The 14,611-nt window shown below is 65.0% G+C and carries 14 protein-coding genes and 1 pseudogene; 10 read left to right on the top strand and 5 right to left on the bottom strand.

Annotation, left to right across the window (positions count from 1 at the left end; all coding sequences use genetic code 11):
* Positions 1 to 29: 29 nt before the first annotated feature.
* Both AC1DS6_RS36370 and AC1DS6_RS36365 read right to left on the bottom strand, forming a co-directional pair.
* Positions 30 to 1,262 carry a bifunctional alpha/beta hydrolase/OsmC family protein gene (locus AC1DS6_RS36370; protein WP_441633564.1) on the bottom strand — a complete coding sequence of 411 codons (1,233 nt, stop codon included), beginning with the start codon at positions 1,260 to 1,262 and terminating at the stop codon, positions 30 to 32.
* Positions 1,263 to 1,465: 203 nt separating this feature from the next.
* On the bottom strand, positions 1,466 to 2,383 hold the full coding sequence (locus AC1DS6_RS36365) for a LysR family transcriptional regulator (protein WP_035871513.1): 918 nt from the start codon (positions 2,381 to 2,383) through the stop codon (positions 1,466 to 1,468).
* A 95-nt stretch (positions 2,384 to 2,478) separates the two neighbouring features.
* On the opposite strand from AC1DS6_RS36365, the gene AC1DS6_RS36360 reads away from it, so the two are divergent.
* The 4 genes from AC1DS6_RS36360 to AC1DS6_RS36345 all read left to right on the top strand — a co-directional run bounded on the left by AC1DS6_RS36360 (position 2,479) and on the right by AC1DS6_RS36345 (position 9,050).
* On the top strand, positions 2,479 to 5,910 hold the full coding sequence (locus AC1DS6_RS36360) for a molybdopterin-dependent oxidoreductase (RefSeq protein WP_477104319.1): 3,432 nt from the start codon (positions 2,479 to 2,481) through the stop codon (positions 5,908 to 5,910).
* Positions 5,911 to 5,957: 47 nt separating this feature from the next.
* Complete coding sequence (gene lhpI / locus AC1DS6_RS36355) at positions 5,958 to 6,923, top strand: bifunctional Delta(1)-pyrroline-2-carboxylate/Delta(1)-piperideine-2-carboxylate reductase (protein ID WP_477104318.1); 966 nt, start codon at positions 5,958 to 5,960, stop codon at positions 6,921 to 6,923.
* A 10-nt stretch (positions 6,924 to 6,933) separates the two neighbouring features.
* Positions 6,934 to 8,379 (top strand): short-chain fatty acid transporter, encoded by a 1,446-nt coding sequence (locus AC1DS6_RS36350; protein ID WP_441633560.1) that lies wholly within the window; start codon positions 6,934 to 6,936, stop codon positions 8,377 to 8,379.
* 266 nt (positions 8,380 to 8,645) lie between these two features.
* On the top strand, positions 8,646 to 9,050 hold the full coding sequence (locus AC1DS6_RS36345) for an FKBP-type peptidyl-prolyl cis-trans isomerase (RefSeq protein WP_477104317.1): 405 nt from the start codon (positions 8,646 to 8,648) through the stop codon (positions 9,048 to 9,050).
* A 296-nt stretch (positions 9,051 to 9,346) separates the two neighbouring features.
* Here AC1DS6_RS36345 and hfq read toward each other — a convergent pair whose 3' ends face one another.
* Positions 9,347 to 9,727 (bottom strand): RNA chaperone Hfq, encoded by a 381-nt coding sequence (gene hfq, locus AC1DS6_RS36340; RefSeq protein ID WP_477104316.1) that lies wholly within the window; start codon positions 9,725 to 9,727, stop codon positions 9,347 to 9,349.
* Between the two features lie 291 nt (positions 9,728 to 10,018).
* Between hfq and AC1DS6_RS36335 the strand changes: the two genes are divergently transcribed.
* The 4 genes from AC1DS6_RS36335 (at position 10,019) to AC1DS6_RS36320 (ending at position 12,362) form a co-directional block, all read left to right on the top strand.
* On the top strand, positions 10,019 to 10,285 hold the full coding sequence (locus AC1DS6_RS36335; protein ID WP_276288488.1) for a PepSY domain-containing protein: 267 nt from the start codon (positions 10,019 to 10,021) through the stop codon (positions 10,283 to 10,285).
* Positions 10,286 to 10,308: 23 nt separating this feature from the next.
* On the top strand, positions 10,309 to 10,845 hold the full coding sequence (locus AC1DS6_RS36330) for a cytochrome b/b6 domain-containing protein (RefSeq protein ID WP_477104315.1): 537 nt from the start codon (positions 10,309 to 10,311) through the stop codon (positions 10,843 to 10,845).
* 314 nt (positions 10,846 to 11,159) lie between these two features.
* The gene (locus AC1DS6_RS36325) at positions 11,160 to 11,603 is read left to right on the top strand and encodes a GNAT family N-acetyltransferase (protein WP_477104314.1); all 444 of its coding nucleotides are present in this window, start codon (positions 11,160 to 11,162) and stop codon (positions 11,601 to 11,603) included.
* A gap of 522 nt (positions 11,604 to 12,125) precedes the next feature.
* Positions 12,126 to 12,362 carry a hypothetical protein gene (locus AC1DS6_RS36320; protein WP_441634816.1) on the top strand — a complete coding sequence of 79 codons (237 nt, stop codon included), beginning with the start codon at positions 12,126 to 12,128 and terminating at the stop codon, positions 12,360 to 12,362.
* 1 nt (position 12,363) lies between these two features.
* Here AC1DS6_RS36320 and AC1DS6_RS36315 read toward each other — a convergent pair whose 3' ends face one another.
* Positions 12,364 to 12,828: a tripartite tricarboxylate transporter substrate-binding protein gene (locus AC1DS6_RS36315; RefSeq protein WP_477104313.1), complete on the bottom strand. Its 465-nt coding sequence runs from the start codon at positions 12,826 to 12,828 to the stop codon at positions 12,364 to 12,366.
* 218 nt (positions 12,829 to 13,046) lie between these two features.
* Between AC1DS6_RS36315 and AC1DS6_RS36310 the strand changes: the two are divergent.
* Positions 13,047 to 13,262, top strand: a pseudogene (locus AC1DS6_RS36310) (DUF6538 domain-containing protein); the annotation flags it as partial.
* Positions 13,263 to 13,496: 234 nt separating this feature from the next.
* On the top strand, positions 13,497 to 14,534 hold the full coding sequence (locus AC1DS6_RS36305) for a hypothetical protein (protein ID WP_477104331.1): 1,038 nt from the start codon (positions 13,497 to 13,499) through the stop codon (positions 14,532 to 14,534).
* Here AC1DS6_RS36305 and AC1DS6_RS36300 read toward each other — a convergent pair.
* Positions 14,471 to 14,611 (bottom strand): IS4 family transposase (locus tag AC1DS6_RS36300; RefSeq protein WP_477102771.1); only part of this gene is annotated, 141 nt, incomplete at its 5' end. The genes AC1DS6_RS36305 and AC1DS6_RS36300 overlap by 64 nt on opposite strands.

Here is a 14,611-nt window from a genome sequence, read left to right as displayed (position 1 = left end):
AGCGGCCGCACGGGCCGCCCCCGCGCTGCCTAACCGGCCGCCGTCTCCGCCTCGTGCGTCCGCACCATCACCTCCGAATGCAGCGTCCGGTGCACCGGGCATTTATCCGCAATTTCCAGCAATGCGGCGCGCTGGGCCTCGTCCAGCGGACCGCGCATGGTGATCTCCCGTTCGATCCAGTCGATCTTGCCTTCGGTGGTCGAGCACTCCGCGCAATCGGCCGCGTGGATCTTCTCGTGGCGCAGGGACACGGCCACATGTTCGAGCGGGAAGCCCTTGCGCTCCGCATACATGCGCATCGTCATGGCCGTGCACGCACCAAGCGCGGCCAGCAGCAGGTCGTAAGGCGCCGGCCCGCCATTGAGCCCGCCGAAAGAAACCGGCTCGTCGGCAAGCAGGTGATGCGGCCCGGCGGTGATACGCTGCTGGTACTTGCCGGCGTGGTTTTCCTCCACGCGCACCAGCCCCTCTTCCGCCACGGCGGCCGGCACCTCTTCCACATTGATATCGAGGTAGCGCTGGCTCCATGCGGCAATCGTGTTGGCCACGTAGACGGCATCTTCCTTGCGCGTCAGCAGGTGATCGGCGCGATCCAGGGAGACAAAGCTCTTGGGATGCTTCGCGGCGATGAAGATCTGTGTGGCGTTGTCGATGCCAACCGTATCGTCCTGCGGCGCGTGCATGACCAGCAAGGCCTTGCGCAGCCTGGCCACGCCGTCGAGCAGTCTCTGCTCCGCCACATCCTCGATGAACTGCCGCTTGATCCTGAACGGGCGCCCGGCAAGACTGACCTCGGCCTCGCCGTCGGCTTCGATGCGCGCAGCCTGGTCCTTGAACAGGCCGACGACATGGCTGGGATCGCTTGGCGCGGCAATGGTGACAACCGCCTTGGCCTCGGGGATGCCGAGCGCGGCGCTGAGAATGGCCGCGCCGCCCAGGCTATGGCCGATCAGCAGGGCTGGCGCGCGGTGATGTTGCCGGAGATAGTCCGCCGCCGCCAGCAAGTCGGCCACATTGGACGAGAAATTGGTATTGGCGAAGTCGCCGCCGCTGCCGCCAAGACCGGTGAAATCGAAGCGTAGGACAGCGATGCCGTGTGCGGTCAGCGCCTGCGCGATGCGCGTTGCCGCCAGCACGTCCTTGCCGCATGTGAAGCAATGGGCGAACAAGGCAAAGGTCCGGACCGGGCCAACGGGCAAGTCCAGCCGCGCGGAGAGTTGCTGGCCGTCACTTCCCGGGAACTGCAGGCGCTGTGCTTCCATTGATGTCCTCATGCATGATGCAAGCTGTACGAGGTTCCCACTCTAGCCAAGTTTGCCGCCGGGTGCCACTGGCGCCGCATGACCGTCGGCGCACAACGCACAACAGCCTTGTGGAGGCTTGCCAGCGTCCGGCTTTCCGATGTACAAAATGCAATGCGCCCCGCGCGGGTGGGCAGATCAATCGGATCTCTTGCCCGTCTCCCTCAGGCACGCGCCTTGTCCCTGCCCTTCAACGCACTGCGCAGGTAGTCGGCCAGCGCCACCACATTACCTGGCGTGGCGGGCTCGCGTTTCCATACCAGGCCAACATCCATCGACGGTACCTTGTCGGCAATCGCGCGCCGCACGATCCGCTGCCCTTCGAGCGACCAAGGCCGGTAAACCAGATCGGACAGGATAGCGATGCCGCGCCCGGCCGCGACCAGGCTGCGCACCGCCTCGATCGAGCAGCTCTGGTAGCGCACCTGCGGCGCCAGGCCATATTGCCCCCAGTACTTGCCGACGGTGGCGATATGCTCGTCCATGTCGAGCAGGATGTAGTCGTGCCGTGCCACGTCCGCCAGGCCGATGCGGTCCGCCATCATCAGCGGATGCTCGGGATGGCCCCATAGCTGCCGCGGCGAGCGCAGCAGCGTTTCGCAAGCGACGTGGTCGAGACCGGGCAGGTTCGAGACCAGCAGCAAGGCAATATCGATCTCGCCGGCCAGGACGCCGCGTTCGATGTCATGCCGCTCCCGCTCGAGCACTTCCAGCCGGAGCCCGGGGAACTTTCGCTCGATCGACGCCAGCAAGCCGGGCAGCACATAGGCCGTGATGGTCTCTGTCACACCCACGCGCACCGTGCCGGCGATCTCCACCGGGGCCACGCTCACGGCTTCCACCGCGTCCAGCACCGCATCCTCGATCTGCTGGGCATGCCGGAGAAAGCGCGTGCCGGCGTCGGTCAGGCGGACGCCGCCAGCATGGCGCGTGAACAACTGTGCGCCCACCGCTTCCTCCAGCGCCTTCAGGGATGCCGTCATCGACGACTGCGACACATGGCAGCGAAGTGCGGCACGCGACACCTGCCCGGTCTCCGCGATGGCCACGAAATGCTGCATTTGCTTCAAAGTCGGGATCATCGATTTTTACGATATTACTGTGTCGAAATTATGAATTAGAAATACCTCCACATGCTAGCTAGCATCCGGTCAGGAGACAAGATGCGGTGACACTCATGACAAAGGAAGACAAACGCGGCTACTGCACGTTGTGCCGCTCACGATGCGGCACGGTGAACGTGGTGGCGAATGATGCGCTGATCGAAGTCCGCCCCGACACCTCGCACCCCACGGGCAAGGCGATGTGCATGAAGGGCAAATCGGCGCCGGAACTGGTCCACAGCGCGGACCGCCTCCTTTATCCGATGCGGCGGACCAACCCCAAGACCGATGCGGATCCCGGCTGGCAACGCATTTCGTGGGAAGAGGCCCTGTCCGAAGTGGCGCGGCGGATGCTCCAGGCCCGGCGCGACGGCGGCGCCGAGTCGGTTGCGTTTGCCGTCACCACGCCGAGCGGCACGCCGCTGTCCGACAGCATCGACTGGATCGAGCGGTTTATCCGGCTATTCGGCAGCCCCAACACCTGTTACGCCACGGAAATCTGCAACTGGCACAAGGACTACGCGCACGCTTTCACCTTCGGCTGCGGCATGCCGACCGCGGACTACCGCAATGCCAACCTCATCGTGCTGTGGGGCCATAACCCGACCAACACCTGGCTGGCGCAGGCCGAGGCGATTGGCGCCGGCAGGGCCGCCGGCGCCAAGCTGCTGGTGGTGGACCCCAGGGAAACGGCGCTGGCCGGCCAGGCGGAGCAATGGCTGCGCGTGCGGCCGGGGACGGATGCCGTGCTCGCCATGGCAATCGCCAACCTGCTGATCGAGGCGAATGCGTTCGATCTCGCCTTCGTGCGTCAATGGACCAACGGCCCCTTGCTGGTCCGCAACGACAACGGGCGCTTGCTGCGGGGCCGCGACGTGGGGCTCGCCGATGGCGAGGCCTGCCTGGTATGGGATACCTGCGCCGGACAAGTCCGGCCGTCATCGGCGCTGGCCGGGCGGGATTTCGAGCAGGTCGCGCTGCGGGGGACGTTCGAAGTGGGCAATGCCAACCGGCCGGGTCCCCCCAACCTCGCCTGCCGGCCCGCCTTCGACCTGTATGCAAGCGAATGCGCCCGCTATCCGGCGGACGTTGCCGCGGCACTCACCTGGGTGGCGGAGGCGGAGATCCGCCATGCAGCCAGTCTGTTCGGCGCGGCTGAGCGCGTGGCCTATCACGCGTGGTCCGGCGTCGGCCAGCATGACAATGCGACCCAGACGGACCGGGCGATTGCCTGCCTCTACGCCTTGACAGGCAGCTTCGACAAGCAGGGCGGCAATCGCATTTATCAAAAGCCGCCGTACAACCCCGTCAGCAGCTTCGGCCTCTTGCCGCCGGAGCAAAAATGCAAGGCGCTGGGCTATGAGGCGAGGCCGCTCGGCCCGCCCGCGCAAGGATGGGTCACGGCGCGCGACTTGTATCGGGCCATCCTGCACGCGCAACCTTACGCCGTGCGCACCCTGGTTGCCTTTGGCACCAATCCCCTGCTGTCGCAGGCCGACGTGGAAGACGGCGCGCGCGCCCTGCGCAGCCTGGACTTCTACGTACATTGCGACCTGTTCGAGACACCCAGCGCCCGCTACGCCGATGTCTTGCTGCCGGTCAACACACCATGGGAGCGAGAAGGCCTGCGCATCGGCTTCGAGATCTCCGCCGAGGCCGAACAACTGGTGCAGTTGCGCCAGCGCATGGTGTCGCCGCGCGGCGAATCGCGCGCGGACAACGACATCGTGTTCGACCTGGCTGTGCGGCTGGGCATGTCGGAGGCCTTCTTCGGTGGCAGCCTGGAAGCGGGGTGGAATCATATGCTGGCCCCTTGCGGCCTGACGGTGGGCAAGTTGCGCGAGCAGCCGGAAGGCATCCGCGTGCCGGTCGCCGACGTGGAGCGCAAGTATGCGCGCAGGCCACGCGATCGTGCCTTCAATACGCCGACCGGGCTGGTGGAGCTATATGCCGAGCAGCTCCTGCGCCACGGCTATCCGCCCTTGCCACGCCCGGACCAGTCTCCTATGGATGCCGAGGACGCTTCGGGCGACGCCTTCCCGTTCGTGCTGACCTCGGCCAAGAGCGGCTACTACTGCCACAGCCAGCATCGCGGCCTGCCCTCGCTCAGGCGCCGTGCGCTCCAGCCCGAAGCGGAGATCCCTGCCGCGCTGGCGGCCGCGCGCGGCATAGTCAGCGGCGATGCGATCCGGGTGAGCACAGCCGTCGGCAGCGCAAGGTTTATCGCCAAGGTCAGGGAAGGCCTGCATCCGCGCGTGGTGGTCGGCGAGTTTGGCTGGTGGCAGCGCTGCGACGCGCTTGCGCAACCCGCGCTGGCTGTCTCGGGACAGGGCAACAGCAACTACAACGGCCTGATCGCCGCTGACAGCATCGACCCCGTCAGCGGCTCCGTGCCGCTGCGCGGCTACCGCTGCAACGTGGAGCGCGATCCCGGCGTCGATGTGGGGCGGCGCAGGTGGGACGGATATCGCGCCTTCCGCGTCGCCAGCCTGGTGAAGGAAGCCCGCGAGGTCACGTCGGTATTTCTGGAACCCGCCGATGGCGGCGGCCTGCCGGACTTCCAGCCCGGCCAGCATGTGACGATCAGGCTGACGATGCCGCCCGCCGGCGAGGAGATCGTGCGCTCGTATTCGCTCACCGGCCCGGCCCTCGTGCCGGACCGGCGCGGCTACTCCATCTCCGTGCGCCGCGCGGTGGGCGTGTCGGAAACCGGCGAGACTGTATTCGGGCGCGCCTCCTCGCATATCAACCTGTGCCTTGCGGCCGGCGATACGGTCTGGCTGCGGGCGCCGTCCGGCACCTTTGTCATGCCGCTGCATACCCGGCGGCCGCTGGTGCTGCTGGCCGGCGGGATCGGCATCACGCCGTTCGTCTGCCTGCTCGAATCGCTGGCCAGCCTCGCCGATCCGCCGAAGATCCTGCTCCTTTACGCGAACCAGAATGGCCTTGCCCATGCATTCCGGTCACGCATCCGGGCACTACGGCAAACCCTCCGGGGGCTGGAAGTCGTCGACTTCTACGACCGTCCGGCGGAATGCGACGTGCCCGGGGTCGACTACGACATAGCCGGACGCGTCAGCGCCGACCATGTCCCGGCACGCCTGCTTGCCCAGCGTCCCCTGGTCTATATGTGCGGCCCCGCGCCGATGATGAGCGCTTTCGCCGATGCGCTGGCTGCCCGCGGCGTGCCCCGCTCCGACATCCTCCGGGAAGTGTTCCGCTCCCCCGAACGGACGGTGGCCGGGACCGGCCAGCAGTTCAACGTGGTGTTCGCCAGGTCCGGCATGTCCAGCACCTGGCGCTCGGCGGACGGGCCTTTGCTGGGCTTCGCCGAAAGACTCGGCCTGGCATTGCCCAGCGGGTGCCGGGTCGGCCAGTGCGAAAGCTGCGCGGTACCCATCGTGTCGGGCCGCATCCGGCACCTGCACGGCGAGGATCCCGACGATGCCGGCGTGTGCCTGGCGTGCCAGGCCGTTCCGGCCAGCGACATCGTGCTGAATGCGTGATCGCGATTGCCGGCGCCTGCCTTATTCCAACCCCCACCCAAGCCACTATGTTGATACTGGACTCCGACACCACCCGTGCCCTGCTGCCGTTCGAGAATCTCGTGCCCGCGCTGCGCGCGGCGTTTATCCGGGGCTGCGAAGTCCCGCAGCGCCACAGCCATGCCATTGATGCGGACGGAACCATGCTGCTGATGCCCTCCTGGCGGGGCGGCGCCTACCTTGGCGTGAAGACCGTGACGATCTACCCCGGCAACACGGCGAAAGGCCTGCCGGGCTTGTACTCGACCTACCTGCTGCACGACGCGCGCACCGGCAAGCCGCTGGCCATGATCGACGGCAACGAGATCACGTCCAGGCGCACCGCCGCCGCGTCGGCGATGGCGGCCTCGTACCTGAGCCGCAAGGATGCGTCGTCGATGCTGGTGCTCGGCTCGGGCCGGGTCGCCAGCCTGCTGCCCCATGCCTATCGCGCCGTCAGGCCAATCGGGCGCGTTGCCGTCTGGGACATTCATGCGCCGCAAGGCGAAGCGCTGGTGGCACGGCTGCAGGCCGACGGCTTCGACGCGCGCTTTGTCCCGACGATCGCCGCCGCCTGCGAAGACGCAGACATCGTGACCGCCGCCACGCTCTCCACCGCGCCCCTCGTGCATCGCGCGTTCCTCAGGCCCGGCACCCACCTGGACCTGATCGGCGGCTTCACGCCAGCCATGCGCGAGGCCGACGACGGTTGCTTCGATGCGGCTTCCGTCTTCGTCGACACGGGCGAGGCCGTGCTCAAGGCCGGCGACCTGCTGCACCCGATCGAGGCCGGCGTGCTCGACACGGCCGACATCCGGGCCACGCTCGCGGACTTGTGCCAGCGGCGCCATCCCGGCCGCGTGGACGACGCGGAAATCACCGTCTTCAAGGCTGTCGGCACCGCGCTGGAAGATCTCGCGGCGGCCGTCATGGCCTATGAAGGATTCAAGGGCTCGCAAGGCGCCACGCCGAGCGCAGAAGCCATGTCAATGTAAGGAGACAGCAATGAAAAGCACCCCCCTATCGCTGGACGCGGCGGACCATCCAGGCCGCGGCGGACTCGAACGGCTGGCCGTCAAGGTCACCGACTGGTCCGAGCGCTGGTTCCCCGATTCCTATATCTTTGCCGCCATCGCGGTGATCGTCGTGGCAATCGGCGCAATGGCGGCCGGCGCGCCGGCGCAAAGCGTGGCGCAAGCATTTGGCGACGGCTTCTGGAGCCTGATCCCGTTCACCATGCAGATGGCGGTGGTGGCCATCTCCGGGTATGTGGTGGCGGCTTCGCCGCCTGCTTCGCTGCTGATCCGGCGGCTCGCCGCCCTGCCCAGGACGGCGCGGGGCGCCATCGCCTTCGTCGCGCTGGTGAGCCTGCTGACTTCCCTGCTCAACTGGGCCATCAGCCTGATCCTAAGCGGACTGCTGGTGCGGGCCATCGCAAGGCGCAGCGGACTGCGCGTGGACTACCGCGCGGCCAGCGCGGCGGCCTACCTGGGGATGGGGGCCACCTGGGCGCTGGGCCTGAGTTCTTCCGCCGCGCAGTTGCAGGCCAATCCCGCCAGCCTGCCCAAATCCCTGCTCGATATCACCGGCGTGATCCCTTTCTCCCAGACCATCTTCCTGTGGCAGTCGATGGCGATGACGGCGGTGCTGATCGTTGCGTCATTGCTGGTGGCATATTTCTCCGCACCGGCGGGAGACCGCGCGCGCACCGCGCAGGACATGGGCGTAGATCTCGATGACGCCGGCGATGGCATCGGCCGTCCCACGCGTCCCGGCGAATGGCTGGAGTACAGCCCCTTGCTGACCTTGCTGATCGTGGCGCTGGGCGCGGGATGGCTGGTCCGCGAGTTCACCACCAAGGATCCTGTCCTCGCCATCTCCAATCTCAACACCTACAACTTCCTGTTCCTCATGCTGGGAATGCTGTTGAACTGGCGGCCCAAGCGCTTCCTGCGCGCCGTGGCCAAATCGGTGCCCTCCACCGCCGGCGTGCTGATCCAGTTTCCGCTGTATGGCGGCATCGCATTCATCCTTACCAAGGCTGCCGGCATAGACGGCACTACCCTTTCGCACCACCTGGCGTCGGCCTTTGTCTCGGTCGCCACCAGGGAATCGTTTTCCGCCGTCATGGGCGCGTACTCCGCCGTGCTCGGCTTCTTCGTGCCGTCGGGCGGTGGCAAATGGGTTATCGAAGCGCCCTACGTAATGCAGGCGGCAAACGCGCTGCAGGTCCACCTGGGCTGGGCGGTGCAGGTGTATAACGCCGCGGAGGCGCTGCCCAACCTGATCAACCCGTTCTGGATGCTGCCGCTGCTCGGCGTGCTGGGGATCCGGGCCAAGGACGTGGTGGGCTTTACCTTCACCCAGCTGCTGGTTCACACGCCGCTTGTGCTGTTCATGCTCTGGGCATTTGCTTCGACGCTGCCTTACCGCCCGCCCGTGATGCCTTGATGCGTACAGGCTCCGCCAAGCCGCGGAGGCCGGAGGCGGCCCCTGTTCAACCGGATATGCCGGTGCCTCCGGCGCATTGCCCGGTTGAGTCTGGCCATCGGGGAGTCCATGCTTCGCAACGGCGTCTGGCGGCGCTTGCGCTATCGCGCCCGGCCCCCTGGGTTCAGCCCGGTTGCGGCTTGCGATGGTCATCCCGGTTTAAGATGGTGGTTTCCGGCCGGCCTTGCCGGCCCGGACTTCACCCCCACCACTCTGCAAACTGACACATGAAGAAAATTGCCCTGCTACTTGCCGCCCTGGGAATGGCCTCCGTCGCCCACGCAGCCGCTCCGGCCGTGGAAACCCTGCCGTCCGGCATATCCATCGAGCAAATCGTCAAGGGCACCGGCGCCACGCCGAAGGCGTCGGACACGGTAAAGGTGCACTACCGCGGCACGCTGACCGACGGCACCGAGTTCGATAGCTCGTACAAGCGCGGCCAGCCGATCTCGTTCCCGCTGAACCGCGTCATCCCCTGCTGGACCGAAGGCGTGCAGAAGATGCAGGTCGGCGGCAAGGCCAAGCTGGTCTGCCCGGGCCCGACCGCCTATGGCGCGCGCGGCGTGCCGGGGACGATCCCGCCGAATGCCACGCTGAACTTTGAAGTGGAGTTGCTCGGCATCGGCAACTGACGGAGGGCGGTTCCACAGTTTGACCAGGCCCCGGCAATCCCGCCGGGGCGCTGACGAACTGACGATTGCGAGCGAGTCGCCCGGGAAGATCGTGAAGAGCGTGAAGAGGCCGGGATGTGACCATCGCCAGCACGTGCTGCCGGATGAGCCAGGCGAATCATCGCTGTCGGATCGGGTTCGAGCCACTCGATCCGATCATGGCGAGGACGAACTCGACCCGCAGCTATCTGGCGCAGCAATTCGCGGCGATCAACAACGCATCCGGCAAAAACGGACTTCGCGGCAGCGTGGCAACCCTATTCGTTTGTGCCGCCGGGCGCCATGGAGCGACGCTTCCGCGTCACCACAAGGGGCGCCTGGGTATTGCCGTCGGACGTCACGCGTGGCGTGCGCGGACCAACGCCCGGCATGCGCGGCCCGCTGCCTGGCGCACGCGCGCCGCCACCGCCACCGCCGCCTGGCGGCCGCGTGCCGGTGTCCAGCTGGATGGTCGATATGGCTCGCTTGTAGATGGTCTGCATGCCGCCAGGTGTGCTCAGCATCACCACGAAGGCGTCGAATGACTCGATCGAGCCGACGAGCCGGATGCCGCTGACCAGGTACACCTGCACACGCTTGCGCTCTTTGCGCGTTGTGTTCAGGAAGGAGTTTTGCGGGTTGGTATCGTCGAGCTGCATGTGAATTCAAAAATGGGGCAGGCGAAGCGCTGCGGGAAACTTGGGCTACTGCGGCGTTGCCTGGCCGGCGCCGGCGCACCACATCGGTGCTTGCACGCACATGCGCCATGTGCCGCGCACGCCGGAATGGCGCCGCGCCATCCTGGCCTGCATTAGCCATTCTAGCGCAAGCGGATCAGTCCCCCTGAAACCGATACGCTGCCCGCGCGGCGGCAGGGGCAAATCCGTATTGCGAATCGTTACCTGTTTGTCTATGCTTCGCAGTCACATATGACTGAGCGGAGGTCTTCCATGCAGCGTATTTGCCTGTTCCTGCTCGCTGGCGTGTTCTCAACGGGAGCAATCGCTGGTGCCAAGTGCGTCGCCCATCCCAAGGCCGAATGGATGAAAGAAGCCGACGCCAGGGCCAGGATCGAAGCCCAGGGCTACACCATCAAGAAGTTCAAGGTGGACGGAAACTGCTACGAGATCTACGGCACGACGAAGGAAGGCAAGAAGGCCGAGATCTACTATGACACCAAGACCCTCGATGTCGTGAAATCTGAAATCGAGAAGTAACGGCAGTCTCAGACGGGCACACCATGATGACCGGCGCTGCGTCGATTCGCGTTTGGGATATTGCCGTGCGCCTGACGCACTGGAGCGTCGCCGCGCTTGTGCTGCGGGACCTGGTCGAGGACTCCGGCGGCCCGTCGCACCGCGCCGTGGGCTATGTTGCCGCCGGACTGGTCCTGCTCCGGATCCTGTGGGGTTTCATCGGCAGCGAGCCTGCCAGGTTTTCCGCGTGGCTGCCCACGCCCTCCCGCCTCCTGGCCTACCTCAAGGCACTGATTGCACACCGCCCGCCCCGGTATCTGAGCCACACCCCGCTCGGCGCGATGATGATGATCACCATGTGGGCCATCATCATCGCGCTCGCCGTGACGGGCTGGATGTCGAGGCTGGACGCCTTCTGGGGCGAGGATGGACCGAAGGACGTGCACGAGTTGCTGGCGGACGCCCTGATGGTGCTGATCGTCATACACCTCATTGCCGCCGTCGCGATGAGCATGGCTCACAAGGAGAATCTCATCGCCGCCATGCTGACCGGCAACAAGCGGCGCGATGGCGGCACTTGAAGGTGCCGCGGCAGCATGCCAGCATTGTCCCGATACGGGTCTCCCGCCAGCCATTGCGATTCGGCTTGGCCCGTGCCGATGCGCGGCTTCCAGGAGAGCGGCAATTCTGCCAGACTCCTGCCTGCGCGCGGCGACAACATATATATCACGCAGTGATACAAATTGGAGTTACCTCGGGCTTGTCACGAGAACGTTCAAGCTGGTAGCATCCCGCAACTAGTTGCATCGTATCAGCAGTGGGTGCTGACGCGCGGCATCAACAAAGTGCCAGAGCTGCCTGGCAGCCTCATCGAGCACTGACCGGAGACTGTTTCATGCTTACCCACGTCTATCTCCGTTCGGCGTCCCAAGCCGACATCGAGCCGATGACTTCGTTGCTGGCAAAATGCGGCCTAGCCACGGAGGACGTAACGGAGATTCTCGACAGCTTTCAGATTGCGCTTTGTGACGGTCGTATCGTTGGCTGTGCTGCAGCGGAGCGCCGTGGACACTCAATTGTCATCCGGTCCGTGGCAGTGGAGTCCGGCTATCGAGATAGAGGCGTCGCGAGCCGCCTCGTAGAAAAACTTCTCGTGCGCGCCCGCGGCACCGAAGTCCGACATGTTTTTCTCTTGTCCGCATCGGCCCCCTCCTATTTCGCGCGCTGGGGTTTCTGCCACATCCCGTTCGATAAAGCGCCGTCTGAAGTCCAAGCCTCACGGGAATTCAGTAGTGCTGCGCAAAGCTCAGCGCTATGCATGTACTGCGAGCTCAGGTAGGCATGGCCTGACGCGTGAAGGCCCTTGCCTCCTTACTGCCCCTGTAGGCGCTTGTTGCCAGAAGAAAATCCAGTGCACGTTCGCCACAAAAATACCCGCGTCGCCGGAAACTGGTGGCACGGGTGGCAGCAGGACTATATCGCCAGCCCATGCAGAATTAAGAATTTCTAATCTCCGAATTAAACGGATTTTTCCGGCTCATCTCTTGACCATTGTGACCCTCACCACCCATGGCATGGCAGGTGGCGGGCAATTTGTCATGACACAGCGCTAAGGTTAACCCGCGCCCCACTGATATCCGTCTTTTTCGGCACTCGCCTGACTCCAAATTGTCATCAAGGTCCCGTTAAATACGCGAGCGGTTACCGCAGTAGCATCGGCGAATTCATCGCCGCTACTGGCGAGCCAGACTCCGGCATGTTTGCCAAAACTAAAAAGAACGCCCGTTCGCTAGATACCGCCAAGCAGAACGAGGCATAGCAATATTTGAAGGTCAATATGCATCAAGCTCTCGCTTCTCCCATGGCCACGAACGACGCGTCGCTACCCGGCGCTGGCAGTGGGAGAAGGACTCGCTGGACCGTCTCGGCCGGCATCAAGGCCCTGCGCCAGGAAGCGGCAAGCCTGCGCGCAACTGCTCAGGCAAGGATGACCCTGGCCGGCACTTGTGTTGCGCTCTGTGAACCTGGCGACTTGCTGCAGCGGGCCGCGATTCTCGACAGGGGCGCCGACGTTCTGGCGCTGACCGACTGGACCTGAGTCAGTTCGCTTTCTTTATCGTCGCCCGGGCAGTAAGCGATGGTGCCGCGAGGCCATACCACGCGCTCATCTGCATACCCTTGATGCCGTGTTCGGTGAAGGTCGGGACCTCGGGGAACAACCGAAGACGCCTCTCCGCAGCGACCGCGATAGCGCGGACTTTTCCACGTCGGATATATGGGACGGCCCCGGTGTCGAACAGATATGAGAGCTGTCCGGCCATGACATCAGAGATGGCTGGGCCACTACCTTTGTAGGGCATGTGGATGACGTCGATGCCGGCAATGGACTTGAACAGTTCACCTGCCAAGTGAGTCGATGCGCCAATACCGCCCGAACCATAGGAGAGCTTTCCTGGTTTTGCTTTGGCAGCATCGACGATGTCTTTCGGTGACTTGAATGGCGATGCCGCAGGCACAACCAAATCGGCGACTCCAGAAGGCAATGCTACAAAACGCTGCCACATCGGTGGGGCAGGCCCGACGCCCACTATCTATGCTGCCTTTGCAGTCTCCCCGCCACGTGTGCTATGGCGCGGCTTCCAGGAGAACGAGGCGCCCCCCGCCATAGCAGGTTGGGCGCTTCTACCGAAGGCGTACCCCTGAAACGCTTACGGGTCGGCTAAATCGCCTACTCGCCTGGCAAACCCGCGCCAGCGCTGGCTTTCCCGGCTGCGGCTGCTACATGAGACTGCTACATTTTCGTCTCGGAGGCAGCATGGCACACCCCTACCTCACCACCCGCAAGACGACGCGCCAGCTCTACTTCCGGCGAGCGGTACCCAGCGATTTGCACGCCATCCTGCCCCGCGAAATCTGGATAAGTCTGGCGACACCTTGCCGGCGCACTGCGCTGACACGGCTGCCGAGGGCAGCCATGTGGTTTGAAGAAACGCTGGAACAGGCGCGACGCCGGCTCGGGGGCGGGCTCACGGGTAGCTGGACACCCGGCCCGGAAAGCGGCCTACGTCAGCCCCGCAGCGCGGCGCCCCCGCCTCAGCCATGGCCCGACGCAGAGCGATGGCTTGACCCTAATCTGGCCGCATGGGAGACACGCCTCGACGCGATAGCGACCCAGGCAGCGCCGGCGCCACCGAGACTCCCCCCAGCCGGGCCCGAGGATACCTGGCCCACCGTGTTGGCATCCTGGCATCAGCTGCGCGCCCCCGCCGACAGAACCTTCGCGGCGGCCGCCAGCGAAGTGGCCCGCTTCATCACCCTCACGGGCGACAAGCCAGTAACGCATATCACCTTCGCCGACGTCGAGCACTACAAGCGGCACTGCCAGGAGGAACTTGAGCTCTCCCTGGCCACTATCAACAAGAATCTGTCCACGCTGTCGGGCATCCTGGGCAGCGCCATCCGCGCGCATCTGGGTAGCCTGACCACCAATCCCTTTGCGGGCGGCAAATACGCAAAAAAGGCAGTCACCAAGGGCCGGGCACACCGCCGCGACGCATATTCACCGGAAGAGCTAACCCTGTTGTTGCACTCCCCGGTGTTCACCACCGGCCTGCGCCCCCAGGCGGGCGCGGCGGAAGCGGCATACTGGCTGCCGCTACTCGGATTGATGACGGGGGCGAGACTCGAAGACCTGTGCTCGCTGCGACCTTGCGACATCGTGCAACGAGAGGGCGTCTGGTGCGCGCATCTGCACGACGCAAAACGCGAAAAACGCCTGGGCCTGCCCGACATCAAACGCCATGTGCCGCTGCACGCGGCCCTGCTGTCCCTGGGGTTCCTGTCGTACGTGCAGCAGCTACGCGCGCTCGGGCCCTCGGGTCGCCTGTTTCCCGCCTTGCGTGCGGATAAATGGGGGCTCCACGGCAAGATTTTCGGCGGCTGGTACAACCGGTACCTCGACGCACTCGGCCTGGACGACCCCCGCCTGACATTTCACAGCTTCCGTCACACCTTCCGCGCGGCCTGTGAAGAATCAGGGATTAGCGGCGACATCGCAGAGGCCCTGATGGGCCGAGCCCCCGATGCGGACTACGGTCGTAACGAAAACGGTGAAAAACGGCTGTCCATCCCAGTGCTCGCCGCCGCCATCGCCAAGCTGCGCTTTGATGGCGTGGAGATGGCACACCTCTACGTGAACCCATGTGGTTATACACAATTGTCCCCATCATCGACGGCTCGTAAGCCTCGCAGTGTCTTCGCCGCGACATGAACTTCTTTCAGCCCCAGCCAAATCGTCTTCACGCCAGGCTCGCCATCACTCTTGCGGCCGAGGAATCCGCCAAGGCG

This window comes from Cupriavidus sp. 05L310 (assembly GCF_056398185.1).
The sequence above is the reverse complement of the archived record's forward strand: the minus strand, read 5'-3'. Positions and strand labels throughout refer to the sequence as shown.

Coding starts and splice junctions, on each gene's coding strand:
- AC1DS6_RS36370 (WP_441633564.1), bottom strand. CDS start 1,262: ATGGAAGCACAGCGCCTGCAGTTCCCGGGAAGTGACGGCCAGCAACTC.
- AC1DS6_RS36365 (WP_035871513.1), bottom strand. CDS start 2,383: ATGATCCCGACTTTGAAGCAAATGCAGCATTTCGTGGCCATCGCGGAG.
- AC1DS6_RS36360 (WP_477104319.1), top strand. CDS start 2,479: ATGACAAAGGAAGACAAACGCGGCTACTGCACGTTGTGCCGCTCACGA.
- lhpI (WP_477104318.1), top strand. CDS start 5,958: ATGTTGATACTGGACTCCGACACCACCCGTGCCCTGCTGCCGTTCGAG.
- AC1DS6_RS36350 (WP_441633560.1), top strand. CDS start 6,934: ATGAAAAGCACCCCCCTATCGCTGGACGCGGCGGACCATCCAGGCCGC.
- AC1DS6_RS36345 (WP_477104317.1), top strand. CDS start 8,646: ATGAAGAAAATTGCCCTGCTACTTGCCGCCCTGGGAATGGCCTCCGTC.
- hfq (WP_477104316.1), bottom strand. CDS start 9,727: ATGCAGCTCGACGATACCAACCCGCAAAACTCCTTCCTGAACACAACG.
- AC1DS6_RS36335 (WP_276288488.1), top strand. CDS start 10,019: ATGCAGCGTATTTGCCTGTTCCTGCTCGCTGGCGTGTTCTCAACGGGA.
- AC1DS6_RS36330 (WP_477104315.1), top strand. CDS start 10,309: ATGATGACCGGCGCTGCGTCGATTCGCGTTTGGGATATTGCCGTGCGC.
- AC1DS6_RS36325 (WP_477104314.1), top strand. CDS start 11,160: ATGCTTACCCACGTCTATCTCCGTTCGGCGTCCCAAGCCGACATCGAG.
- AC1DS6_RS36320 (WP_441634816.1), top strand. CDS start 12,126: ATGGCCACGAACGACGCGTCGCTACCCGGCGCTGGCAGTGGGAGAAGG.
- AC1DS6_RS36315 (WP_477104313.1), bottom strand. CDS start 12,828: ATGTGGCAGCGTTTTGTAGCATTGCCTTCTGGAGTCGCCGATTTGGTT.